22 protein-coding genes are annotated in these 25,598 nt (G+C 48.5%); 14 read left to right on the top strand and 8 right to left on the bottom strand.

Annotated elements, in window-relative coordinates; genetic code table 11:
• Positions 1–26 precede the first annotated feature (26 nt).
• Genes malQ through treY form a run of 3 tightly spaced genes read left to right on the top strand, consistent with a single transcriptional unit; the run spans position 27 to position 6,037 of the window.
• Positions 27–1,526, top strand: a complete 1,500-nt coding sequence (gene malQ, locus BMZ54_RS14475) for a 4-alpha-glucanotransferase (RefSeq protein ID WP_238386583.1) — start codon at positions 27–29, stop codon at positions 1,524–1,526.
• Positions 1,523–3,358, top strand: coding sequence for a malto-oligosyltrehalose trehalohydrolase (gene treZ / locus BMZ54_RS14470; RefSeq protein WP_089912744.1), 1,836 nt, complete (start codon positions 1,523–1,525; stop codon positions 3,356–3,358). Before malQ ends, treZ begins: the two co-directional genes overlap by 4 nt.
• A gap of 6 nt (positions 3,359–3,364) precedes the next feature.
• Entirely contained in the window at positions 3,365–6,037 is a 2,673-nt protein-coding gene (gene treY, locus BMZ54_RS14465; RefSeq protein WP_089912741.1) for a malto-oligosyltrehalose synthase, read from the top strand.
• Positions 6,038–6,111: 74 nt separating this feature from the next.
• Here treY and glgX read toward each other — a convergent pair whose 3' ends face one another.
• A complete protein-coding gene (glgX, locus tag BMZ54_RS14460; protein WP_089912737.1) occupies positions 6,112–8,265 on the bottom strand; it encodes a glycogen debranching protein GlgX in 2,154 nt (717 codons plus the stop codon).
• 106 nt (positions 8,266–8,371) lie between these two features.
• On the opposite strand from glgX, the gene BMZ54_RS14455 reads away from it, so the two are divergent.
• On the top strand, positions 8,372–9,064 hold the full coding sequence (locus tag BMZ54_RS14455; RefSeq protein WP_089912734.1) for a sulfite oxidase-like oxidoreductase: 693 nt from the start codon (positions 8,372–8,374) through the stop codon (positions 9,062–9,064).
• On the opposite strand, the gene BMZ54_RS14450 is transcribed toward BMZ54_RS14455, so the two are convergent.
• The 3 genes from BMZ54_RS14450 to BMZ54_RS14440 all read right to left on the bottom strand — a co-directional run bounded on the left by BMZ54_RS14450 (position 9,061) and on the right by BMZ54_RS14440 (position 11,461).
• The gene (locus BMZ54_RS14450; protein ID WP_089912731.1) at positions 9,061–9,357 is read right to left on the bottom strand and encodes a hypothetical protein; all 297 of its coding nucleotides are present in this window, start codon (positions 9,355–9,357) and stop codon (positions 9,061–9,063) included. The genes BMZ54_RS14455 and BMZ54_RS14450 overlap by 4 nt on opposite strands.
• A 196-nt stretch (positions 9,358–9,553) precedes the next feature.
• Positions 9,554–10,606 carry a sterol desaturase family protein gene (locus BMZ54_RS14445; protein ID WP_089912728.1) on the bottom strand — a complete coding sequence of 351 codons (1,053 nt, stop codon included), beginning with the start codon at positions 10,604–10,606 and terminating at the stop codon, positions 9,554–9,556.
• 3 nt (positions 10,607–10,609) lie between these two features.
• Positions 10,610–11,461: a ThuA domain-containing protein gene (locus tag BMZ54_RS14440; RefSeq protein WP_089912726.1), complete on the bottom strand. Its 852-nt coding sequence runs from the start codon at positions 11,459–11,461 to the stop codon at positions 10,610–10,612.
• A gap of 152 nt (positions 11,462–11,613) precedes the next feature.
• On the opposite strand from BMZ54_RS14440, the gene BMZ54_RS14435 reads away from it, so the two are divergent.
• Positions 11,614–12,228: a trimeric intracellular cation channel family protein gene (locus BMZ54_RS14435; RefSeq protein WP_089912722.1), complete on the top strand. Its 615-nt coding sequence runs from the start codon at positions 11,614–11,616 to the stop codon at positions 12,226–12,228.
• A gap of 46 nt (positions 12,229–12,274) precedes the next feature.
• Here the strand turns inward: BMZ54_RS14435 and BMZ54_RS14430 are convergent, their stop codons facing one another.
• On the bottom strand, positions 12,275–12,502 hold the full coding sequence (locus BMZ54_RS14430) for a CDGSH iron-sulfur domain-containing protein (RefSeq protein WP_089912721.1): 228 nt from the start codon (positions 12,500–12,502) through the stop codon (positions 12,275–12,277).
• Between the two features lie 148 nt (positions 12,503–12,650).
• On the opposite strand from BMZ54_RS14430, the gene BMZ54_RS14425 reads away from it, so the two are divergent.
• The 4 genes from BMZ54_RS14425 (at position 12,651) to BMZ54_RS14410 (ending at position 16,232) form a co-directional block, all read left to right on the top strand.
• Positions 12,651–13,481, top strand: coding sequence for an oxidoreductase (locus BMZ54_RS14425; protein ID WP_089912718.1), 831 nt, complete (start codon positions 12,651–12,653; stop codon positions 13,479–13,481).
• Positions 13,482–13,493: 12 nt separating this feature from the next.
• On the top strand, positions 13,494–14,300 hold the full coding sequence (locus BMZ54_RS14420; protein WP_238386582.1) for a helix-turn-helix domain-containing protein: 807 nt from the start codon (positions 13,494–13,496) through the stop codon (positions 14,298–14,300).
• Between the two features lie 105 nt (positions 14,301–14,405).
• Entirely contained in the window at positions 14,406–15,590 is a 1,185-nt protein-coding gene (gene lepB, locus BMZ54_RS14415) for a signal peptidase I (protein WP_089912715.1), read from the top strand.
• Between the two features lie 96 nt (positions 15,591–15,686).
• On the top strand, positions 15,687–16,232 hold the full coding sequence (locus BMZ54_RS14410) for a DUF1415 domain-containing protein (RefSeq protein WP_089912712.1): 546 nt from the start codon (positions 15,687–15,689) through the stop codon (positions 16,230–16,232).
• 285 nt (positions 16,233–16,517) lie between these two features.
• Here the strand turns inward: BMZ54_RS14410 and BMZ54_RS14405 are convergent, their stop codons facing one another.
• Complete coding sequence (locus BMZ54_RS14405) at positions 16,518–16,952, bottom strand: YybH family protein (protein ID WP_089912708.1); 435 nt, start codon at positions 16,950–16,952, stop codon at positions 16,518–16,520.
• 377 nt (positions 16,953–17,329) lie between these two features.
• On the opposite strand from BMZ54_RS14405, the gene cysC reads away from it, so the two are divergent.
• Positions 17,330–17,881: an adenylyl-sulfate kinase gene (cysC, locus tag BMZ54_RS14400; protein WP_089912705.1), complete on the top strand. Its 552-nt coding sequence runs from the start codon at positions 17,330–17,332 to the stop codon at positions 17,879–17,881.
• A 16-nt stretch (positions 17,882–17,897) separates the two neighbouring features.
• Positions 17,898–18,731 carry a sulfotransferase gene (locus BMZ54_RS14395; RefSeq protein ID WP_089912702.1) on the top strand — a complete coding sequence of 278 codons (834 nt, stop codon included), beginning with the start codon at positions 17,898–17,900 and terminating at the stop codon, positions 18,729–18,731.
• A 7-nt stretch (positions 18,732–18,738) separates the two neighbouring features.
• Here BMZ54_RS14395 and BMZ54_RS14390 read toward each other — a convergent pair whose 3' ends face one another.
• Positions 18,739–20,643, bottom strand: coding sequence for an AAA domain-containing protein (locus BMZ54_RS14390; protein WP_089912699.1), 1,905 nt, complete (start codon positions 20,641–20,643; stop codon positions 18,739–18,741).
• Between the two features lie 381 nt (positions 20,644–21,024).
• Here BMZ54_RS14390 and BMZ54_RS14385 point away from each other — a divergent pair, with 381 nt between their 5' ends.
• The 3 genes from BMZ54_RS14385 (at position 21,025) to BMZ54_RS14380 (ending at position 22,690) form a co-directional block, all read left to right on the top strand.
• A complete protein-coding gene (locus BMZ54_RS14385; protein ID WP_089912694.1) occupies positions 21,025–21,462 on the top strand; it encodes an SRPBCC family protein in 438 nt (145 codons plus the stop codon).
• Positions 21,463–21,473: 11 nt separating this feature from the next.
• Complete coding sequence (locus BMZ54_RS32955) at positions 21,474–21,620, top strand: hypothetical protein (RefSeq protein WP_156093018.1); 147 nt, start codon at positions 21,474–21,476, stop codon at positions 21,618–21,620.
• A 182-nt stretch (positions 21,621–21,802) separates the two neighbouring features.
• The gene (locus BMZ54_RS14380; protein WP_089912691.1) at positions 21,803–22,690 is read left to right on the top strand and encodes a sugar phosphate isomerase/epimerase family protein; all 888 of its coding nucleotides are present in this window, start codon (positions 21,803–21,805) and stop codon (positions 22,688–22,690) included.
• Positions 22,691–22,695: 5 nt separating this feature from the next.
• Here the strand turns inward: BMZ54_RS14380 and BMZ54_RS14375 are convergent, their stop codons facing one another.
• Positions 22,696–25,581, bottom strand: coding sequence for a triple tyrosine motif-containing protein (locus BMZ54_RS14375; RefSeq protein WP_162277544.1), 2,886 nt, complete (start codon positions 25,579–25,581; stop codon positions 22,696–22,698).
• Positions 25,582–25,598: the final 17 nt, after the last annotated feature.

Here is a 25,598-nt window from a genome sequence, read left to right as displayed (position 1 = left end):
CACTAATAGACCCATGTAACACTACCGTGAGAAAGGCAGGAATCTTAATGCACATCACTTCTTTACCAGGCCCCTTTGGTATTGGCGATCTCGGACCCGCCGCCAGGGATTTTGCAGACCAGCTGTACCGTAGCGGACAACAAATATGGCAGCTGCTGCCGTTGAGCCCCGCATCAGCCGGCGCAGGTTATTCCCCTTACAGCGCATCCTCCGCCATGGCAGGGAATATTATGCTGATAAGCCCGGAACTCCTGGCTGATGATGGTTTACTGGATAAAAGATCACTAAAGTCTTTTCATCTGCCTGCTGATAGTATAGTTGATTTTTCAAGCGCATACGCTAATAAATCCCGGTTGCTGGAGCTGGCTTATGAAAATTATTGTAAAGGAAAATTCAGAGTTATTGAAAAAGCATACCGGGCTTTTTGTAAACAGCATGCCTATTGGCTGGATGATTTTGTACGCTATCAATCCCTCACAATTTTACATAAAGGCCTGCCCTGGTATGAGTGGAAAAAGAAGTACCGTGACAGTACCAAAGCAGATGCACCGGAGCTGCATATTCTGCAGGAAAAAGAAAGGTTCTGGCAGTTCCTGTTCGATAAACAATGGCATGCATTAAAAAGCTATTGTAATGAAAGGCATATTCAATTGCTGGGCGATCTGCCTTTTTACATCAGCTACAACGCTGCAGACGTGTGGGCAAACCGCAACCTGTTCCTGTTAGATAAAGAAGGCAACATGCAGGGCGTAGCCGGTGTGCCACCGGATTATTTCAATGAGGATGGGCAGCTATGGAATATGCCGGTATTTAACTGGGATGTTTTAAAAACACAAAATTATAAATGGTGGGTAAGCCGCATACGCCGTAACCTGGAATGGTACAACCTTTTACGGCTGGATCATTTCCGCGCATTTGCCAATTACTGGGAAGTGCCGGCCGGCGCGCCAACCGCCGTAGAAGGGGAGTGGAAGAACGGGCCGGGTGCAGACCTTTTTAATGCATTGCAAACCGCTTTTCCGGAAATGCCTTTTGTAGCAGAAGACCTGGGCGATATTAATGATGCGGTGCTGCAGCTAAGGGACCAGTTTAGACTGCCCGGCATGAAAGTGCTGCAGTTTGCTTTTGGAGAAGACATGCCACAGTCACCGCATATCCCGCACGATCATTCACCCAACTTTTTTGTGTACACCGGAACGCATGATAATAATACCAGCCGCGGATGGTTCAGGCAGGATGCTGCCCCCGCGGACATTGAACGGCTATGCTTATACACCGGGCAAACCATCACAGAAGAAGAAGTAGCGCAGGTACTGGGCAGAATGGTATATGCCTCTGTAGCGCAGCATGCCGTTTTACCAATGCAGGATGTATTGGGGCTGGATGAAAAAGCCCGCATGAACACCCCTGCCGTAGCAGGTAATAACTGGAGCTGGCGCATGCTGCCTGGCCAGTTCACCGACGCTATGGCCGCACGTTTGGAAGAATGGACAATTGTTTACAACAGAAAGCGGAGTAATAAATGACGGCTACAATTTATATACAACCCGGCGCAGTGCTGAACGCTAATGGCGTATGCCGTTTTCGTGTATGGGCGCCTTTAAGAAATAAAGTGAGCTTACTGTTACCGGAGCAAAATGTTACGCATGAAATGCAGCGGGATGCAGACGGATACTGGTCGGTAACCCTGCCCAATATTAAAGCAGGCACGCTGTATTATTATATACTGGACGATGAAGGAAAAAGACCCGATCCTGCATCGCGCCATCAACCTGAAGGAGTGCATGGCCCATCGGCAGTTACAGACCCGAATGACTTTACTTTTACAGATGATCAGTGGAAAGGTATGGACCTGGAACAGATGATCATTTACGAGCTGCATACCGGTACCTTTAGCCCGGAAGGCACGCTGCAAGGCATCATCAGCCGCCTGCCCGCTTTGCAGGAGCTGGGTATTACCGCCATTGAAATTATGCCGGTAGCACAGTTTCCCGGCTCCCGTAACTGGGGGTATGACGGCGTATACCCCTTTGCGTTACAAAATTCCTATGGCAGCATTAACGACCTGAAAAAGCTGGTAGATGCTGCGCATAATATGGGCATAGCCGTTATACTGGATGTGGTATACAACCACCAGGGACCTGAAGGCAACTACTTTAATGACTATGGCCCTTACTTTACAGATAAGTATAAAACACCCTGGGGGCAGGCCATTAATTATGATGATGCCTGGAGCGATGGTGTGCGCAGCTTTTACATTGCCAATGCGCTTATGTGGCTGGATGAGTTTCATATAGATGGTCTGCGGCTGGATGCGGTGCATGCCTATTGGGACAGCAGCGCCCTGCACTTTGTACAGGAACTAACTACCGCCGTACATGAGCTGGAACAACGCTGTGGTAAAAAGAAAATACTCATAGGAGAGCTGGACCTGAACAACCCCCGTTACATTACCCCGGTAGCTAACGGCGGTTATGGCTTACAGGGGCAGTGGATAGATGAATTTCACCATGCCCTGCATAGCCACCTTACCGGCGAAACCAATGGTTACTATGAAGATTTTGGTAAGCTGGAGTTGCTGGCCAGGTCTTATGCGGATGCGTATGTATATACCGGGCAATACTCCGCACACCGCAAACGTAAATTTGGCCTGGCGCCGGAGCACCTGCCCTATAGCCAGTTCGTGGCCTTTATACAAAACCACGACCAGGTGGGCAACCGTATGCTGGGCGAACGTTTAAGCACGCTGGTGCCTTTTGAAGCATTGAAGCTGGCAGCAGCTGCTTTGTTGCTATCGCCCTTTGTGCCTTTGCTGTTTATGGGTGAGGAGTATGGCGAAAAAAATCCTTTCCCGTTCTTTGCTTCTTTTGAAGATCCTGAGCTGGTAAGCGCTGTGCGCGAAGGCCGTAAAAAAGAGTTTGCTGCTTTTCATGCAGCCGGTGAAGCGCCGGATCCCATGGCCCCGGGAACATTTGATGCCGCCAAATTAAGCTGGGATACTAAAACACCGGAGAATGCCACCCTGCTGGCCTGTTACCGCTACCTGATAGGGCTAAGGAAAACACGGCCCGCATTAAAATATCATGAGCGCAACGGCTCCAAAGTACACCCCGTGATCAATGAGCGCCTGCTGGTGCTGGAACGGGAGTACGATGCGCAAGATGCGTTGCTGATTGTGCTGAACTTCAGTAAGGAGCAGGAGGCTTATCATCCTGCCGGACTTAAAGCCTATCATAAATTGTTTGACTCCGCCCACCTGCAATGGAACGGCCCCGGCGCAATAGCGCAGGATGACGTACCGGCGGGTGGCGTAATTACCTTACAGCCCTTGTCTGCTATTGTTTATGAAATGAAATGATGAGTTATGAAGCATGATGTATTTACCCCAGTCTCTACTTACCGTTTACAGTTCAACGGTGAGTTTACGTTTAAAGACCTGGAGCAGCATATAGATTATTTACATGAGCTGGGTGTTACCACCATTTACGCATCGCCCATTTTTGAGGCGGCGCCCGGCAGCATGCACGGTTATGATGTTACCAACCCGCATGCCATCAGCCCGGCCATTGGCACTATTGATCAGCTGCACAGCATACAGCGGCAGCTGCAGGATAAGGGTATGAACTGGATCCAGGACATTGTACCCAACCACATGGCCCTGCACCCTGCCAACAGCCGTTTGATGGATGTACTGGAAAGGGGGCCTAACTCACCTTACTATAATTATTTTGATATTGACTGGGCGCACCCGGATACAACGTTAACGGGTAAACTGATGCTGCCCTTCCTGGGACAGCCGTTAGCAGCCAGCCTGGAAGCGGGGGAAATAAAGCTCCTGTTCTCACCGCAAGGCTGGGAGGTACAGTACGGGGAGCTGGCTTTTCCTTTATCGGCGCCGGCATATGAAGTGCTGTTAAATGCGCTGCCGCAGGAAGATGTTGCTACGCAGGAATGGCTGCAGGCCTTACAAAGAGGTATTGAAAAACCGCACACGGTAAAAGAGTGGGAGGAACAAAAGGCATCGTTGTTTGCACGTGCAAATGAAACACGCCTGCAGCAGCTTACAGACCAGGTGAATGAGGATGCAGCGTTACTGGCCGCTTTACTGGATCAGCAATACTACCTGTTCACCTTTTGGCAGGAGGCAGAGACGCGGATCAACTACCGCCGCTTTTTTACGGTGAATGGATTGATAGCCCTGCGCATGGAAGATCCGGAGGTTTTTGATGAATACCATACCTTTTTGCATGAAATGTATAAGCAGGGATTAATACAGGGCCTGCGCATTGATCATATTGACGGGCTGCGGAATCCAGGTGAATACATACGCCGCCTGCGGGAGCTGTTTGGCGCACGCTGTTACATTATTGCAGAAAAAATACTGGCCGGTAATGAAACCATGCCGCGGGAGTGGCTGCTGCAGGGCAGCACCGGCTATGAGTTCCTGGGCGATGTAAGCCAGCTGCTCACCGACCAGCAAGGCTTTGAAAAAATTGCACGCAACTACCGCAGCCAGTTCCCCGACCTGGCTAAGTATGATAAGCTGGTGATCAAAAAAAAGCAGCTGATACTGGAAACGCAAATGGAAGGGGAGTGGGATAACCTGGTGCGGTATTGCTATACCCTGGGCCTGGCCGACATTCGTGTGAATGAAAAGCAATTGAAAAAAGCATTGGGCCTGCTGATGATACACCTGCCGGTGTACCGCATTTACCCGGAGCAATGGCCACTGAGCACCCGCAGCCTTTCCCTGCTGGAATATGCCATGGACGGCGCTTTGCGCAGTGAACCGGAGCTTACTAAAATACTGGAGCTCATACGTTCCTGGTGGCAGCTGGATAAAAAGAGTGAGCAGGGTATTAAGTTCCTGCAACGCATGATGCAGTTTACCGGCCCGCTCACAGCCAAAGGCGTGGAAGACACTACCTTTTATGTATACAATGCCTTAATATCCCATAACGAAGTAGGCGATGCGCCGGAAGGCAGCAAATGCTCGCTGATCCGTTTTCATGAACACGCAGGCAGCCGGCAGCGCTACCACCCGCTATCATTAAATGCTACAGCTACCCACGATACCAAAAGAGGAGAGGATGGACGTATCCGTTTAAACACGCTCACCTTACATCCTAACCAATGGATACAACAGGTGCAGCAATGGCATACCATGAACAAACCTTTCAGCGGGGAAGGCGCTGCTTCTGCTATGCCGGATATGAATGATGAATACTTCATTTACCAGTCCGTGCTTTCCGGCTTCCCGGCAGATGGTGTGGTAACGCCCGCATTTAAGGAAAGGTTAACTACCTACATCACGAAAGTATTACGGGAAGCAAAGGTGCACAGCAACTGGTCGGCCCCAAATGAGGAATATGAACAGGCCTGCACACGGTTCATAGAAAATTTGTTTGCAGCAGACCATCCGTTCACAGATAGCATGGGCGCTTACTTTGAGAAGATCAATCAGCAGGCGCAGATCTATTCGCTCACGCAAACACTTATTAAGATCACTGCACCGGGCATACCGGATATATACCAGGGCTGCGAGCTGTGGGACCTGAGCTTTGTTGACCCGGATAACCGCCGCCCGGTAGATTATGCGCAGCGTAAACAATGGCTGGCTAAGCTGCAGCAGCAGGAAAAAGCCGGTATGGAAAATTTACTGAGCTTTTTGCATACACACCGTGCAGCAGGAATGGAAAAATTGTATGTTACCTGGAAGGCTTTACAGGCAAGGCGTGCACACCCTTCCCTGTTTTCAAAAGGGGAATACCTGCCGGTGTATAACCGCGACGATCATTCCGTAATTGCATACGCCCGCAAAGAGCAGGATAAATGGTGCCTGGTAATAGCGCCGCTGATAGCCGCTACCCATGCAGGCCGCGAAGAAGAACCCTTAACGCTGACCTTACCGGAAGGCGCACCCCTGAAATGGAAACATATATTTACACAGGAAGAAGTAACTACGCCCAACGGGCAGCTACCCACCGCCATGCTGGAAAAATTTCCCGTAGCGTTCCTGGTAAGCGAATCAGTTTAACACAGCACCCATTATAAAGCAAACAAGGCCGGACAATTGTCCGGCCCTTGTTTTATATTAAACATTCACACTATTTACTGTTGTTTTGCTTTTTCTTTGGCCTGTTTTTCTTCATGCATTAATACTACAATAGAACGGCCGCCTATCTCCATAGTGCTCTGGGCTTTAAATACCTGTTTACCTTCCTCTTTTTCCGGCTGCCCGGTATCCAGCAGTATATGCCATTCAGCGCCGTAGGATGCAGCTGGCAGCGTAAATGAGAGGGGTTCATGATGCGCATTCAGCATAATGTAAAAGCTATCATCCACTATCTTTTCTCCTTTGGGGCCAATGGTGCGCAGGCCACGCCCATTCAGGTATACCGCCAGGGAGCGTGCAAAATCAGTATCCCAGTGCTCGTCCGACATTTCGGCGCCTTCCGGTAAGAACCAGCCAATATCTTCTACGCCGGAACCTTCTACCGGCTGGCCACGGAACCAGCGCCGGCGGCAAAATGCCGGATGCTTAAGCCGCAGGTGGATCAGCTTTTTGGTATAGTTCAGCAGGCTTTGATCCAGCTGATCCCAGTGCAGCCAGCTGATCTCATTATCCTGGCAATAGGCGTTGTTGTTACCTTGCTGCGTGCGGCCGGCTTCATCGCCCGCCACTATCATAGGCACACCCTGTGAAAGGAACAGGGTGGTAAGCAGGTTGCGTTTTTGCCGTTCCCGTAAACCATTGATCAGCGGATCTTCTGTGTAGCCTTCTGCGCCACAGTTCCAGCTGCGGTTATGGCTTTCGCCATCCTGGTTATTTTCTCCGTTGGCCTCATTGTGCTTATCGTTATAGGATACCAGGTCGTGCAGCGTAAAGCCATCATGTGCTGTAATAAAATTGATGCTGGCTGTTGGACGGCGGTATTCTTCTTTATACAGGTCTGCGCTGCCGGTTAAGCGGGATGCAAATTCCGCCAGCGTGCTGTCTGCGCCACGCCAGTAGTCACGTATGCTGTCGCGGTACTTGCCATTCCACTCAGCCCATCCTGCAGGGAACTTGCCTACCTGGTAACCGCCTTCGCCCACATCCCAGGGCTCTGCTATCAGCTTTACCTGGGATATCACGGGATCCTGGTGAATGATATCAAAGAAGGCGCTCAGCCGGTCTACTTCATGCAGCTCACGCGCTAAGGTGGCAGCCAGGTCAAAGCGGAAACCATCTACATGCATATCCAGCACCCAGTAACGCAGGCTGTCCATAATAAGCCGTAATACGCTGGGGAGGCGGGCGTTCAGGGTATTGCCTGTGCCCGTATAATCCATGTAATAACGTTTGTCTTCTGTTAACCGGTAGTAGTCTGCATTGGAAATACCACGGAAAGAGAGGGTGGGACCCAGGTGATTACCTTCTGCGGTATGGTTGTACACCACATCCAGTATCACTTCTATCCCTGCCTTGTGCAGGGCCTTTACCATTTCCTTAAACTCGCGTACCTGCTCGCCGCAAATGCCGGAAGCGGAGTAGCGTACATCCGGCGCAAAAAAACCGATCGTATTATAACCCCAGTAATTGGTTAATCCTTTATCGGCCAGGTGGCGGTCTGTAACAAAGTGATGCACGGGCATCAGCTCAATGGCAGTAATGCCCAGCTCCTTCAAATATTGAATGACAGCGGGATGGGCCATGCCTTTATAGGTGCCCCGCTCATTTTCCGGTATGTCAGGATGCAGCTTGGTGAAGCCCTTTACATGCGTTTCATAGATCACGCTTTGATGATAAGGCGTTTTAGGAGGTTTATCGCTCTCCCAGTCAAAAGCCACATCTACCACCACGCTTTTGGGTACAAAGGGGGAGCTGTCCGTGGCGCTAAAGCTCAGGTCTTCCTCAGGATGTCCCATTTCATAACCAAAAAGGGAATCATGCCACTCAATGGTACCGGCAATAGCTTTTGCGTATGGATCTATTAAGAGCTTGTTCGGATTAAAGCGGTGGCCCTGCTGCGGCTCATAAGGGCCTTCCATGCGATAGCCATACAGCTGCCCTGGCTGAACGCCGGGCAGGTAAATATGCCATACATGGTTGGAGCGTTCTGTAAGTCTTACACATTCCTTTTCGGCGGCGCCTTTGGGCTCATCAAACAGGCATAAGTCTACTTTGCTGGCATTTTCTGAATATATGGCAAAGTTCACACCTTCACCATCCCAGGTGGCGCCCAATGGGTATGGGTGGCCCGGGTAAGTTGGTCTACTCATAGTACAATATGCTGGTTTGCATTTGTCCTTTCATCAATTATGGTGCCTGTAAATTATTAAAACAGAAGGGTATAGGCAGATGCCAGGAAAATATTAACTTCAACTTATGGAAGAGCCGGAAAAATTACAAAGGGTAGTAGAAGCCCGCATGAAGCTCAAAGCCCGCTTTGAGGAAAAAATGAAAGCCACCCCTTCTGTGGCCGACGACCGGCCAATGGGTAAGGGAAACCTTAACCGGCACGGCATGCCGGTAGTGCCTGTGGGGCAGGTCATTACTAAAAAATGGCCGGTGCTGGACCTGGGCATTCAACCTTCCATACCATTAGATAAATGGCGGCTGATAGTGGATGGAGAAGTAGAAAACCCGCTGGTATTAACCTGGGATGATTTTATGGCCCTGCCACAAACTGTTGATACTTCCGACTTTCACTGTGTAACTACCTGGTCAAAACTGGATATGCAATGGAAAGGCGTGCGCCTGATGGACCTTGCTGCCCTGGCGCAGCCTAAAGATACTGCCACCCATTTAATGTGTTACGGGTACGATGAGTATACTACCAATGTGGCGCTGGAAGAAGCGCTGAAACCGGATGTGCTGCTGGTGCACACTTTTGAGGGGCAGCCTTTGCCTAAAGAACACGGCGGCCCTGTGCGGATGATAACACCGCAATTATATGCCTGGAAAGGTTCCAAATGGATCAGCCGGATTGAATTTTTAGCCGGTAACCGTTTAGGGTTCTGGGAAGAAAGAGGCTATTCCAATACTGCGTATCCCTGGCGTAATGACCGTTACAGCTAGCCCTGTTCTCCAATCTTTTGATTCTTGCCACCTTTAAATTGCGGTGGCAGCTGCTGCAGCTGTTTACAGATCACATCCATGATCTGCTTTCCTTTTTCCGTTAATGCCTGCTGTTGGTCGTAACAGGGCATGTCCCCGTCTTCTTTTTGCACAATGTCGAAGCTCGCCGGTATATCTGTAGTAAGATGCTGGGGTGGTTTAACATGGTATATGATATTGGATGATTGCCGTTCCATATCAATATCTATCATATACTGTACCCCTTCTAAGGTAATGGTGATGGGCCTGTTCATAGTACTGCTCCTTTATAAATTTCATAGCAATGATCAGGCCTTTTTAATTAAGAAAGAATAATTAATAATTAATAATCGCAGGGATCGTATTTCGGTGAAATGCATTTTCTGCAACCAGCATAATAAAGAGGGCGACACTCCAATTGAAGTATCGCCCTCTTTATTATTAATTATTCATTCTTAATTATTAATTAAACTAAACGGCCTGGCTGGTTTCCAGCGGCAGCACAGCTGTTTGCTCAGCGGCCTGCTGTTGTGCCTTTTGCTGTTCCTCCTGCTGGTAAGCAGCTTTAACAATGTTGGCGGTTTTATGATCGCCGGTATGGCTCCAGCCCGGCGGCATAATAATGTAGAGGAACTTATTTTTAATGCCGGGTGCTTTCCGGATGTCTTTCCACAGGTAATAAAATTCCCCGAAATATACATCCAGCAGATTGTTAGGATTTAATTGCCGGGTAATGCCGTATTCAATTGCTACTTCTTTTTTCTCATACTGGAAAGTACCGAACACTTTATCCCATATGTTGAGCAGGTTGCAGAAATTGGTATCCATATACAGCGGGTTGCGTGCATGGTGTACGCGGTGGGCGGAAGGGGTAAGAATGATCTTATTCAAAAAGCCCAGGCGGCCATCCGGCAGCAGGTTTTCTCCCACATGTATGAATGCGCCCCAGAAACCATCAATAAACATAATAAAGAACAGCAGCGGCGGGTTCACGCCGGCCAGTATACAAATGGTGGTACGGATCACATCTGCATAAGGACCTTCCAGGAAAAAGTGCGCATGGCTTACAAACAGGTTCATGTTCTGCGGCGCATGGTGTGTGGAGTGCAGGCACCAGAAGATCCTGACCTTATGCCCCAGGTAATGATAAATAAAATGGGAGAACTCCCATACAATATATCCGTATATTAACCAGTACCAGGTAAACGTGGTATGGAACAGCGCCAGTTTTTCAAACAGCCCAATACAGAATGCAATGGCTGCAATGGAAATAAAGCGGCCTATAAAACGGTTCAGCACAAAAATAAAGAAGGGCATTTTATAGTCCTCTACCTTAAACCGTTTATATACCAGGGCACGGCCTATTTCTAACAACAATAAAAAAGGTATCACGGGTGAAACGGCCGTAAGCACGCCATTAAACGTAAGCAGGGCCTTGTAATCACCGGTTTTGTACATTTCCAGCAGCTGTCCTATCCCCAGAAAGGAAATTAACTCGTGATACAATGTCTGTAATACTTCCATCAGTTAACTTTTTTTATGGTTTCCGCTCCCCAGCCATAACAACGCATCAATGATCAGCTGATCCTGTTGTTTATTGCCGAACGTGTAAGATAATGTCCTGTTGGTTTTGCCTTCATAGTCCATATCATTATGGCCCATATTCAGGTACAACATTTTATAACGTTGATTGGTCCATACTACGGGGTAGTACCCGCTATGCCATATTTCATATTGTTTGGGGCCGGTGCCCAGCGGAAAGCTGGTAGAATCAATGGACAACAATATTTTTATATCGGGGTTCTTACGCAGATCATTTTCCCAGCGGTACCACTCATTGGGCGATGCTTTAATGAGTTTACCCAAGTGTCTTGTTGCAGGATGTTCCTTATCTTCCACTTTCAGAAAAGCGGAAGTAGGCCGCCAGGTATTGCTGCCATATGCGCCGGAACCTAAGAAGGTGTTGTGATACCAGTCCCAGTTCTGCGGATAGGCGGAAGGTGTTAATGCAAATGCGGAGAAGTGAAAGCCCATCCAGCCGCCACCGTTCTCCATATATTTTTGAAAGGCGTTTCTTTGCTCCGGTTTATCCGGCCGTGTATCCAGGAATACTACTACCTGGTAGTTTGAAAGAAAGGCGTCATTTAAATTATCCCAGTTGCTGGTTGAATCGTAAGTGAAGTGATATTTTTTAGCCATGGCCGGAAACCATTGATTGGCTTCATGTACAAAGCTGATGTGCGCAAGGTCTTCTTTGCCGGTATAAAAAGCGATCACTTTAAATTTGGGAGGGGTGATCCGGGCAGTGGCTCCGGTATGACATAACAAGCATACTATTAAGGTAACAAGGACCTGAGTAATTTTGCTGTGGAATTTCATGATATAAATTTAAATTTTTTAAAGCTCTTATCCTACCGGAATGGTCATATATTCCACAGTTTAAGCGAAATTGTACATAGTGCGCCATACATACGAAACACTTTGTATGGCTTGTTTGTATGAAATTTATTTTACCATAAAACCCAGATACTATGTTGCACATACTTTACATTATTGCTATTACTGCAGAGGCAATGACTGCCGCTTTATCGGCAGGCCGTCGTAATATGGATTGGGTAGGTGTGTGTATGATTGCCTGGGTAACAGCCCTGGGTGGCGGAACCATCCGTAATATCTTATTAGGTCATTACCCTATGACCTGGGTAAGCCATCCTGAGTACCTGCTGATCACTGCAGGCGCTGCGCTGTTTGCTGCGCTGATCGCATCTTTCATGCGCCGGTTAAAAATGTTATTCCTGTACCTGGATGCGCTGGGCCTGGTAGTATTCACTATTATTGGCTGCCAGCTGGCGGAGGAAATGCATTTGCCCGTTATCATTATTTTATTAAGCGGTATGATCACCGGTTGCGCAGGCGGCGTATTGCGCGATGTGTTATGTAATGATATTCCCTTATTATTCCGCAAGGAGGTATATGCCAGTGTAGCCATTGTTACCGGTGGTGTATATTTAGGTATGGAAGCGCTGGGAAGCAGTGCGCAATGGGCTACGGTAATAGCGGCTGTAATAGGATTAATACTACGCCTGCTGGCCATCCGGTATGAGTGGCAGATGCCGAAGTTTGTGTACCACGAAGAGTGGGAATAAAAAAGCATGCAGCACCAGCGCTGCATGCTTTTAACGTTTAATAATATCAGGTGGTTTTTTTAGGCGGCAATGCAAAAGCAATTGCTTCATGCTCAAAGTGGCCTTTGTGGGAAGCATCGCAGAAAGGCTTGTTCTTGGAAAGCCCGCAGCGGCATATAGACACTGCTTCGCGTCCGCCTAAATCATAAACATTGCCATTCTTATCCACAATTTCAAAATCGCCCTCAATTTTCAGAGAGCCGTTACTGTTAACAGTGATCTTAGTAGTAGCCATTGGTCGTATTGTATTAGCCGCCAAAAGTAAGGAAACAAAAGTAATATCCCATTTCCCTGAGCCATTAAACAAAGTTATTTGAGCTATACAGCAAAACCGCATCCTGCCGGCCGCTCTACCTTTGTAACATCATCAAACATAACAGCTCATGAAAAAAGTAGTATTTATTACAGGCGCTTCCTCCGGAATGGGTAAGGTAACGGCCCGGGTGCTGGCACAGGAAGGATATATCGTATATGCCGCTGCCCGCAGAACAGAAAAAATGGACGACCTGCGCGCAGCAGGCGTGATCCCCATTCAAATGGATGTAACGGACGAAACCAGCATGGTGAATGGGGTGCAGTATATTATTAACGCACAGGGTAAAATTGATGTACTGGTTAATAACGCCGGTTTTGGCTCCTATGGCGCAATAGAGGATGTAGCCATGAGCGATGCCCGCTACCAGCTGGAAGTAAATGTTTTTGGCGCCATCCGCCTGGCGCAGCTGGTATTGCCCTATATGCGGCAGCAACGCCAGGGCAGGATCATCAATATATCTTCCATTGGTGGTAAATTTGCCATGCCTTTAGGCGGCTGGTATCATGCCAGCAAGTTTGCGCTGGAAGCGCTGAGCGATAGCATGCGTAATGAGGTAAAACAGTTTGGGATTGATGTGGTGGTAATAGAGCCGGGCGGCGTACAATCAGAATGGGGCGGCATTGCGGTAGATCACCTGAAAAAAGTATCCGGTGGCACAGTGTACCGGCCTTTGGTGGATGGGTTCATGAAACTGGCTGCTGATGCGGAAAATAAAGCCGCTGATCCCATGGTGATCGCAAAGCTGATCCGGCAGGCCATTGAAGCTAAAAAGCCTAAAACCAGGTATGCTGGTGGTTATATGGCAGGTGTTATACTTTTTATGCGGAAAATGTTTTCTGACAAAATGCTGGATAGTATCTTACTAAGCCAGTACAAATTAAAACCGGCTACCCGGTAAAACCATACAGCCATGAGCACCAACATGCCCAGTGATCTTATTCTCAATAATCTATTATACTCCTGTGAGTATGAAAAAAAGCGGGGCAATGAGCAGTTTGTACCGGAGCATACGCTTGGTTTTATGATGGCAGGTGAAAGCCACCTGTACACGCCGGATATCCGCATTCTTGCAGAAGGCGCTATGGGACTGGCGCGGCGCAACCAGCTGGTAAAATCGGTAAAGGTACCGCCGCCGGGAGGGATGTTCCGCTCCATCAGCATATTTTTACCGCAGGATCTTTTGCGGCGGTACAGCGCAGAAAATAATATTACTGCCAGCGGTCCCTATACCGGCGATTCCTTAGTGTCATTACCCAAAGATGCTTTCCTGGAAGGTTATTTTAATTCCCTGCTGCCTTATTTCAGCCAGCCGGCGCACTTTAGCAAAGCCCTTGCCGACCTGAAAACCAAAGAGGCCATTGAGCTGCTGTTACAGCACAATTACCAGCTGAAGGAGCTGTTGTTTGACTTTAATGAGCCACATAAAATAGACCTGGAAGCTTTTATGCTGCAGAACTATATGTTCAATGTACCGGTAAGCCGCTTTGCCCGCCTTACCGGCAGGAGCGTGGCCGGTTTTAAAAGGGATTTTGAAAAGATCTTTAAAGCGCCGCCGGGGCAGTGGCTCACACAAAAACGTTTATCGGAAGCCTATTATCTGCTTAAAGAAAAAGGCCGTAAACCATCTGAGGTGTACCTGGATGTAGGCTTTGAAAACCTCTCACACTTTTCATTTGCATTTAAGAAAACATACGGGGTAGCGCCGTCGCTGTTATAGCTGCCTGGCTTAGCGCGGTAAAATTGCCGTGTTTTACCGCTGGTAACATTCTGCGGTAGGGTTTCAGTGGCATTTGTTATTTTAATTTCACTAAAACAATGCATCATGAAATTCCCTGCCTGGAAAAAGCGTCCGACCCCGGAAAAACCGAAGAAATCAAAATTACGGGAGTGGCTGGATGCAGGCATATTTGCCATTATAGCGGCTACGGTGATCCGTACGTTTATTTTTGAAGCGTATTGCATTCCCTCCGGCTCCATGGAGAGAACGCTGCTGGTAAATGATTACCTGTTCGTGAGCAAAATAAGCTACGGCCCCCGCATTCCTATGACACCGCTGGCCATACCCCTGGTGCATAACAAAATGCCGTTTACAAAATATACTCCTTCCTACAGCACGGCCGTAGAATGGAAATACCGCCGCCTGCCGGGTTTTACGCATATTAAGAAGAACGACATTGTAGTATTTAACTTACCGGAAGGAGATACCGTGGCCCTGGAAGTAGAGGAGTCCCGTAATTATTATGACCTGGTGCGAAGGCTGGGGCATGACGAGGTTTGGAAACGCTACCACATACTGGCAAGGCCTGTTGATAAAAGGGAGAATATTATTAAACGCTGCCTGGCCACTGCCGGCGATACTTTGCAGATCATAAACGGTATTGTATATGTAAACCATCAGCAGGCGCTCATAGCCCCGGAGAGTGAAAGACCTTACTGGGTGCAAACCGATGGCGAAGAGCTGAATGCCAGCCGCATGGACGACCTGGGCCTGATAGACCCTGCTGTACCGGGCGATACTGCCGGCAAGTACCAGTATAATCTTACCCGGGGCGATGTAGCTACGCTGCAAACTTTCCGGGCAGTAAAAAGTATTCAGGCGGATGTTGATAAGAACCGGAATGAAGATGCATCCGTATTCCCTCATGATACTGCTTACTATCACTGGAACCAGGACAATTTTGGCCCGCTGGTAATTCCGCAGCAGGGGCAAACGGTGGCGGTGAACCGCAGCACCATTGAGCTATACCGGCGCATTATTACCGTGTATGAAGGCAACCGGCTGGAAGAAAGGGATGGTAAATATTACATTAACAACCAGCCTGCAGATACCTACACCTTTAAAATGAATTATTACTGGATGATGGGCGATAACCGCCACAACTCCCTGGACAGCCGCTACTGGGGCTTTGTACCGGAAGATCATATCGTAGGGAAGGCCTGGATCACCTGGCTGAGCTATGGTAAGGAAGGGCCGAGGTGGAGCAGGTTTTTTAAAGCGATTAAATAGAATTACGAATTATAATATCTATAAAGCCGCCTTGTTGTAAGCAGCAAGGCGGCTTTTTTGTTCCGCATCTTTTTTAAATGGTACCTTCACCGGTATATGGATGAAAACCTGGAGGTAATTGCACAAACAGAACAATGGATCAAAGTACTCGTAATTGGCTGTAATTTTTGCCCGTTTGCTGCCCGGGCCATGGAGCAGCACAGCATTCATTACCAGGTAGAAACGGCCACAGGCTGGAGCGCCGGCCGTGTAGCGCTGCTAAAAGAATGTGAGCGCCTGGATCAGGATGCTGATATCGGTACTACCTTACTTATTTTTCCCACCGCATTCCCGAAATTCGATGAATACCTGCGGTTTGTGACCTATGCAGAAAAACAGCTGCAATCAAATGGATATGAGGGTATTTACCAGCTAGCCAGCTTTCACCCGCTGTACCGCTTTGCAGGCAGCACGTTTAATGATGCGGCAAATTACACCAACCGTTCTGTTTATCCTATGTTACACCTGTTACGGGAGGAGAGCATCCGCAAAGCGCTGGAATTTTACCCGCATTCACCAGCCGGCATACCGGAAAACAATATTCACTTTGCCCGCGAAAAAGGTACAGCGTATATGAAGCTGCTGCGCGATAGCTGTTTGTAAAGAATGTAAAATTTCAAATTATAAATGTAAAAGGGGAATACAGCGATTAAGTCCTGGCGAGACTTCGCTGCATTCCCTTTTACATTTATCTCGTTCATAAAGTCTTTTCAATGGTCTCTATGAACCTCCTTCGTTGGTTTATCTCGTTCATAAAGTCTTTTCAATGGTCTCTATGAACCTCCCTTCGCCGGTTTATCTCGTTCATAAAGTCTTTTCAATGGTCTCTATGAACCTCCCTTCGCCGGTTTATGATGTTACATTTTTTTCAGCCCCGTTTTTGCGTGATCAATGATCGCTGCTAAACGAATCCCGGAACATCTTCCAGCCCTTATCCGTTTTCTTCCACAACACCAGGTATTTGCCGGTGCCCATCAGGTTGCCCTTTGCATCCCTGGATTCATAAAGGCCGTACTCCGTTACATAATCCCCGCTGCCGTAGATCTCTTTGGTAATGAATTTACCGTTGCGTAAACCGTATTCATAATACCCCTTTTGAAAAAAGGCCAGTACTCCGGCTGGCCCGCACATGGGCTGCATATCCGGCGCCAGTATGCAGGCATCCGGGGCATAACGGTCAATGAAAATACTGGAATCCCCTTTTTCAAAGGCAGAAAAGTAAATGGCATTACTGGCGGCAATGGCGGCAGCCGCTGTTTTATCCTGCCCCAGAGCGGGTGCAGAAAAAAGTAATACCATAATCACGTATAATAGTTTGTTCATAGCAGGTATAATTATTGTTAGATGATACTACAAAGTACCGGCAATAAGGCGGCAATAAATTGTACAAAAGCGAACAAGGAAATTTTCCAGGAAAATAAGCGCTAAAGGGGGAATAATATTGGGGAGGAAATCCCCGGAACAGCGGGCAATAATGCAACAGGGGCAAACGTTACCTTCATGTCGGGGACTGCTAACTGCCAACTAACGACTTAATAGACTTAATAAAGGCTGAGCGCGTTATACATAGACACAATTCCAAGATTCATCTATCTTTTCTTTTTTTTACAACCCCTGGTTGTAATTTACTTTCACTCAGAATAAGACCATTTAATCATATCTGCCAACTGTCGTACTATCAGCCTGTAAACAAGCATGCTATGATAATACAATTATGCGGACTGTCGGGAGCGGGAAAAACTACCATTGCAACACATGTGCAGCGCAAAGCTGCGGCCCACGGTATACCCGTGGAAATTATTGATGGTGATGATTACCGGAAAGCATTATGTAAAGATCTGGGTTTTTCAAAAGAAGACCGTTGCGAGAACATTCGCCGCCTGGGCTTTGTAGCCAGTAAATTATCGGCACATGGGGTAATATGCATTATCAGCGCCATTAATCCCTATGAAATGCTGCGCAAAGAGCTGGCCACTAAGTACAAACAGGTACGCACCGTATTTGTGGATTGCGCTATAGAAGCTTTGCTGAAGCGTGATACCAAGGGGCTGTATAAACGGGCGCTGTTGCCTGACGGCCACCCGGATAAGCTGCATAATTTAACCGGTATTAATGATCCGTTTGAAACGCCTGTTGCACCGGATCTGCACTTACACACCCATCTTAAAAATGTAGATGCCTGCGTAAATGAACTTTGGGGACTTATAAAAAGCGCGGTGCAGCTTACTGCCCGGCATTATGCGCGCATGTAAATTAAGTTGTTAAAATATGGAGAACAATGTTTTGGTAATTACCGGTATGCACCGGTCAGGGACATCGCTTATCACACAATGGCTGCATGCCTGCGGATTGCACGTAGGCGCGCATTTGGTGGGTCCTGCCATTGGCAATGAGGACGGGCATTTTGAAGATCTGGACTTCTTTAACTTTCACCGCAGCTCCCTCCACACGCAGCAGCTGCCGGATAGTGGTTATATACATCATACCATTAAAGATCTGCCTGTGCGCCAGGTGCTGCAGCTGCGGACATTATTACAGCATAAGAACAATGCGCAGCTGCAATGGGGCTGGAAAGACCCGCGCACCTGCTTATTCCTGGACCTTTACCGGCGGCTGTTACCACAGGCCCGGTATTTAGTGATATGGAGAAGATACCAGCGCGTAGTAAGCTCACTGATCACGCGCCTGTATGAGGAAGATGTGGCAGCGCACAAGCAGCAAAAAAGTATCTCTAGCTGGTGGTGGAACCTTACCAAACGCAGGCAGCATAAAACAACGCTTTGTGAAAAATACGGGGAGCACTTTTTGAAAATATGGATCAATTATAATGAAGCCATCCTGCAGCACCTGCAGCAGCTGCCGCATACCGCTTACCTGGTAGTGGAGCAGGCTGCGCTACCCACAAAAGATCAGTGGGTGTTTGAGCACCTGGCTACGGAATGGCAGTTTAAATTACAGTACCGTCATTTTGAATCCGTATACAAAGAAAGAATGATCAGTAAAGTGCTGGATATTGATGCCTGCATTACAGATAAAGATCTGTTAGCACACGCCGCCCGTGTGCAGCAGCAGCTGGCCACTGCAGGCATCAGCGCCGGTTAGCAGGACTTTATTCTGCAAACTCCCATGCGCTTTGATACGAATTGCGGTCCGTTGCATAAGTAATAAAGTCGGCATAAAAAGGCAGCTGTGAAAGGGTGCCGCTGTCACCGATCACCACCAGCTTTTTGCGGGCGCGGGTCATAGCCACGTTCATACGGCGTATGTCGGAAAGGAAACCGATCTTATTATCCGTATTGCTGCGCGTCATGCTGATGTACACAATATCGCGCTCCTGCCCCTGGAAGCTGTCTATAGTATTTACAGATATTTTATTGCGGTGGTTTTGTAATACCGGTGCGTGTTGTAACAATTCCTGCAGCAGCTGTACCTGTTGTTTGTAGGGTGAAATGACTGCAATTGTAGGAAAGTTAGCTGCCTGGTAATGCGCGCCCAGCGCGGTGGCCAGCTGTGTTAAGTGCCGGAACAGAAAGGCGGCCTCCTCCGGGTTGGTGGTGCTGGTGCCATCCTGTTTTTCATCAAACCCGCAGCCGGCGGTATCTACAAAAGAAAGCGGCGTATCTTCCGTGAACAGTAAGTGCTGCGCTACAGAAGCATGCGCTTTTAGCTGGTCCTGGTAAAAGATGTTAGACGAGTAACCCATGATCAGCTCGTGCATGCGGTACTGCTCTTCCAGCAGCACTACCGCTTCCGGGTGCAGGGTTACGCATTTTTCCAGCAGGGTGTTGTTTAATCCTTTGCGGGCGGCCTCGTTGGATTTGATGGTAGGCGGCAGCTGGCAATGGTCGCCGGCCAGTATTACTTTCTGTGCTTTTAAAATAGGGATCCAGCAGGCCGGTTCCAGTGCCTGCCCTGCTTCATCTATCACTACGGTATGGTATTTCAGATGGCGGATGGCGTAGTTGTTGGCGCCTACCAGCGTAGCGGTAATTACCTGTGCTTTGTTAAGCACATCTTCAATAATATATTCCTCTGTTTTATCCACCTGCTTCATAATATTGCGGGCTTCATCAAACAGGGCTTTACGCTGCTCGCGCTCTGATTTGCCAAAGTTGCGCTTGTATTTATGCGCCATATCCCGGAACTCATTGGCCTGTTTTTTCAGGCGTTTGATCTCCTTGTTGCTGCTGTGTTCCGCCATTTTGTTTTCCAGCGTCAGGGACAGCAGTCTTTCAGAAACCCGTGCGGGGTTACCAATGCGTAATACATTTACGCCTTCTTCAAACAGGCGTTCGCTCAGCAGGTCTACCGCGGCATTGCTGGGCGCCACTACCAGTATTTGTTTATGCTCCTGTTTAATAAGGGCTTTAATGGCTTGTATAAGTGTAGTGGTTTTACCGGTACCGGGAGGTCCGTGCACAATGGCAAGGTCGTTGGCCGCCAGTATTTTGTTAACGGCTACCTGCTGGGAGGCATTGAGTTTAGGGCTGGTAAAAGCCGGCAGCTCTGTATTAAAAGTGGGCTTTTGCTGGCCCGTGAGTATTTTTATCAAACGCCCTTCTTCGTTCTTTTCGCTGAGCGTGGCCGCCAGCTTTAGGGCGTTCTGCATTTCATCATAGCTGTTATCATCAAAAAGCAGGTCAATGCCCAGCTTTCCGTCGCGGCTCCATTCCGGCAGCTCATCCGTACGTAAGGCTATCTTCATACGGTTACCGCCCTGCCAGGAAATAGTACCTTCTACGCGGTCTTTTTTGGCATCGTGGTTGGAGAATAATACGGCAGACACGCCCGGGCGGAACTGGTGGCTAAGGTCCTGGTGGGTGGTGCGTTCTACTTCTACGGTTAAATAATCGCCCCGGCCCAGCTCAGTATCTTTAATAGCAATGGGGTACCAGGTAAGGCCATTGGCCCGGCGTACGTTTAAAGAGGCGGTTGCAGTAAGCTGTTGATAAGAGGCGCGGTCTTCTTCCTGTTCAATTTTCAGCAGTTCCTGCAGCTTTTTGAAATAATCCATCGTGCAAAGATAAGCAGTTAGTAGCAAGCTGTTAGTAGTTGGCAGTTAGCAGTGGGCAGTTGGCAGTCCGGGGATGGGTAGGGCGTTGCGGTAATATGCCACTTGCAGTAAGCAGTGTGGGATCATGGTTCCAGAGCGCCAGGGAAGGCATGGTTCTGGCAATGAACAGCGGCCTTCCTGCCCACTGTAGACTGTGCGCCCCTTCGCGGTCATCTCCGCAGACTGCCCACTGCCCACTACGGACCGTGCGCCCTTCGCGGCCATCTCCGCAGACTGCCCACTGCCCACTGCAGACTGCCAACTAAAATAAATTTGCGTAACCAAACGGTTTCTTATATATTGCAACCAATTGGTTACGCGAACCCACAAAAACTCATACTCATGCAACATGAACCACTTATGCTGGAGCGCACCTTTAACGCGCCCATAGACCGGGTATGGAAAGCCATTACCGACAACAAGCAAATGAAACACTGGTATTTTGACCTGGAAGATTTTAAGGCGGAGCCGGGCTTTGAATTTACCTTCTCAGGCGGCAGTAAGGAAAAAACGTATATACACCACTGTAAAGTAACAGAGGTGATAGTAGGCAAAAAGCTCACCTACAGCTGGGGGTACGAGGGCTACCCCGGCGAATCTTTTGTGACCATGGAGCTGTTCCCCGAAGGAGATAAAACGCGTTTAAAGCTTACCCATGCAGGCCTGGAAACCTTACCTGCCGGAAAAGACTTTGCAAGAGAAAGCTTCCTCAAAGGCTGGACACAGATCATTGGTACCCAGCTTAAAGACTTTGTGGAAAAACCTGTTCAGCAGGATTAAACACCGCCGTTGTGAAAATATCATCGCTCACAAACATCCCGGTAAACATCCCGCCGGAAGCATTCACCTTTTACACGGAAGTATTGGGTGTTGTGAAAAGACTAGCGATATCCGAAGCCAATGTATTCATTGTAGCATCGCCGGAAGAGCCGGAGTAATATTTAAAAAACCGCCCACTAAAACCGGATGGGGGAGTGAAGCTGTCATTCCCCCCTTTTTTTACCATGATGTAGTAATGATGTAGTCCCCAACTATCTGCTTATAAAACTTTTATTTCTATCTTCAGCCCATCTATAGAGCAAATCACGTTTACCCGTTTTAAAAGCAGAAATTCTTTCCAATGACTTCAAGAAGATCATTTATCAAAGCTACCACATTAGCTTCGGCCGGCTTACTCGTACGGCCTTCCGCGTTATTTTCCGTGCCATCCCAATATATAGGGTTACAGCTGTACACTGTGCGCGATGCCATGCAAAAAGATCCCGCAGGTACCTTACAGCGGGTAGCCAAGCTGGGTTTCAACTCAGTGGAAGGCGCCACTTACACCGGCACCCAGCAATTTTATGGTATGGATGCCAAAGCCTTTGCCGCCCTGTTAAAACAGCAGGGGCTTATTATGCCCAGCAGCCATTACCGTTTGGGCGAGCAGCAAATGAAAGGCGCCGATGTGCAGGGCACCATGTTACATGAATGGAGCAAAGCAGTAGATGATGCGGCAGCCGTAGGCATTAAATACATGGTATGCGCTTTCCTGGCGCCGGAGGAGCGCGGCAACCTGGACCACTACAAACAGCTGGCGGAACATTTTAACAAGGCCGGCGAAACCTGCAAAAAAGCAGGCATACAGTTCTGCTACCACAACCACGACTTTGAATTTCAGCAGCAGGATGGCCAATACCCGTACGACCTGTTGTTAAAGAACACAGATGCTAACCTGGTAAAAATGGAAATGGATATTTACTGGGTTACCAAAGCCGGCCTGGATCCGGTGAACCTCATCAATGAGCACAAAGGCCGTTTTCCGCTGTGGCATGTAAAGGATATGGATAATACGCCGCAACATATGTTCACCGAAGTAGGCAACGGCACCATCAACTTCAAGAATATATTCCAGCACGCACAGGCATCCGGTTTAAAATACTTTTTTGTGGAGCAGGATAAATGCCCCGGCGATCCGTTTGCCAGCATTAGCAAAAGCATCTCTTACATTAAAAAGAACCTGGTATAAAACAGCTACTGCTCCATTTTAGCGGAGGAGAACTGTAACAGGAAATCAAACAGGGTGGTTTCCGTAGGCAGCTGCAGCTTTCTTCTTAACCGGTAACGGGCCAGCTCTACGCCCCGTACGGATATGCTGGAAAGCTGCGCTATTTCCTTACTGCTCAGGTTCATGCGCAGGTATGCGCACAGCTTTAGCTCTGCAGGGCTCAGATGGGGATATTTCGCTTTCAGCACTCCCAGAAAATCCGCATGGATCTTGTCGAAGTGGATAGCAAAATTTTCCCAGTCCTGGTCTACCCGGGTTTCTGCACTCAGGGTCTGGAAAATCTTCTTAAAATCTTTCACCGCCTTTTCATCGTGAAAATTCTTTTTCAGGCGCAGCATTTCATCTTTAATAGTGGCCAGCAGCTCTCCTTTTTGCACCAGGTGCATGGCAGCGGATGCTATTTCAGAGTTCTTGTATTCAAGCTCCAGCTCCAGTTTTTCATTCCGCAGCTTTACGATCTCTTTCTCTGATTTTTCCAGCTCCAGCTGGTGCAGGTATAACAGGCGCTGTTGTTCGGCCTCATGTTTTTTGCGCTGCTGAATGAACAGTTTACGCAGCCACACACAGGCCAGGAACAGGCTGCCTGCAAAAAGCAGCGCATACAGCGCATAGGCCCAGGTAGTGCGGTACCAGGGCGGCAGTATGGTAAACGTGTAATGGCTAACGTTAGATGCATTGCCCAGGTTATTTTGGGCCTTTACTGCAAAAGTGTAAGTGCCCGCAGGCAGGTTGGTATAATCTTTCTCTGTTTTCCGCGACCAGGCCGACCAGCCTTTATCAAACCCCTGCAGGTAATAGCTGTACTCCACGCTATTCTGGTTCACATAAAAGGGAGAGGAGTATTCAAAGTGAAAGGAGTTAAAGTGATAGGCTATCCTGGGCGCGGGCTGCCGGCCTTCGGGGTAGTAACCGCCAAACAGCAGGCTGTCTGTTTGCCCGCCCGCGTTCACGGATCGCAGCTGTATGTTCAACTGGTGATTGCTTTTCTTATACTGCTCAAAATTAATATGGTAAAAGCCCTTTTCCGCCCCTGCCAGTATATTGTATTTGTTGTAGGGGTACACATGCTCAAAGTTGCTCACCATTTTACCGTTCAGCTCCGGGAAGTAGATGATCCTGGGCTGCGGGCCTGAAAAGTCTGCCACGCCCAGGTTCTTGGCTGCTATAAACCAGATGTTGCCATCTGCATCTTCTTTCAGGTAGCGGATGGGCTTTGTTCCAAACAGCTGCCGGAAATAAGGATCCGGTGCAAAACGTTTAGTAGCGGCATTGTACGCATAAATACCCTGCCCGCTGGTAACAACAATATGTCCTTTTATTTTAAACAGGTAATTCATGGTTAAAGGCGGCAAACCATCCTGCTCCGTAAATTTTTGCACCACTGCATTACCATTTGGCTGTAAAGCAATACGGAACACACCGCGGTAAGGGTGCGCCATCCATACGGTATGCGCATCTTCAGCAACCATGTAACGGGCCCCGGCATTCAGGTTGGGCAGGTTACCCTGTGAGGTAAATGAATGACGCTGATAGCGCATTACATCCAGCCCGTTATAATTGCCTGCCAGCACAGTGCCGGTATCTGCCACCGGTAAAAAGTTCCAGTAACCTGCGCTGGTATTAATGGGTGCAGCCGTACCACCCTGTATCTCAAAAGCCCCTTCATGATTAGCCATCAGCAGGTGATCTGCTACGGTGAACAGTCCCCAGGCAGGAGCCCTGGTACCGGTAACCGGAGTAAAATCACCATTGGCAAAGCTCAGGTCCTGCATAGGGCTGGCTATGGGAGCGGTGTATAGTCCGTTAGAAGTGCCTATATATAAATGCTGCTTAAAAATAATGGCGGAGTAACCCGCGCCTTCGTTCAGCTTTTCGGGGTAAATATGTTTAATGGCATTGTTATAGGCCATAAAGCTGATGCCGTTATCCAGCCCTAACCACAGGTTATGGTCTTTATCCAGCAGCACAGCCAGCACGCAATTGTTTTCCAGCCCGTCGCGGCGTGAAAAATGCTCAATGATCTCCCCCTGCCGGTTAATAATATAACAGCCGCTGAGCTGTGTGCCTATGGCCAGCCAGTCTTTATTTACCGCTGAGCAGCTGAGAATGCGGTCATTAATAAAGGTGCGCATATTCCCGGAAGGGAATGGGGTAAGCTGGTTATGGGCCAGTATGTATAACCCGTGTTTAAGCGTGGCCACTACACTGCTGTCTTTACCCAGCTGGGTAACAGCAGTGACGGCAAAACCCTGCGGTAAGGTGTGCTCTTTAATCAGCGGTATCCAGGTATTTCCGGCCAGGGTAAGCAGCCCTTTTTTTACATCCTGCGCTATCAGCTGCCCATTGGCCTGCCCCATGTACAGCCATCCGGAAGCAGCGGGATATACGGTGATGCTATTATTATGGAGGCGGAAAATAGCGGTGCGGGAGCGGAACAGCACCTCGTTCTTATACACGGCAATGTTCCAGATATCTGAAAAGCTGCGAAGGGATGCAGGCACCAATGGCACCAGTGAGGTAAAGCTAAGCCGCCCGTTCTTACCAGGGCTGAAGTAACCGAACCCGTTCTGTGTGCCGGTGTATATTTTATGATCGCGGCCAATGGCTACGCAGCGCGCCATGGAGCCATCCGGCAGGGGATAGGTTTTCCAGTAGCTGCCGTCAAAGCTCAGCAGCCCTTCTATATTGGCAAAGTATACCAGGCCGTTGCTGTCCTGCGCAATGCTCCAGTTGGCGGTACCGGCGTTGTAGGTGTTTTTGCTGTAGCTGACCACATCCGGGGTCCCGATCTTATGCTGGCTAAAGGCTAAGGATACTGGTAACAGCAATCCCGCAAGAAATATGCTTTTCATAGAGAACCGTGGAATGA

Source organism: Chitinophaga rupis (assembly GCF_900109685.1).
In the GTDB taxonomy this organism is placed as follows: Bacteria; Bacteroidota; Bacteroidia; order Chitinophagales; family Chitinophagaceae; genus Chitinophaga; species Chitinophaga rupis.
The sequence above is the reverse complement of the archived record's forward strand: the minus strand, read 5'-3'. Positions and strand labels throughout refer to the sequence as shown.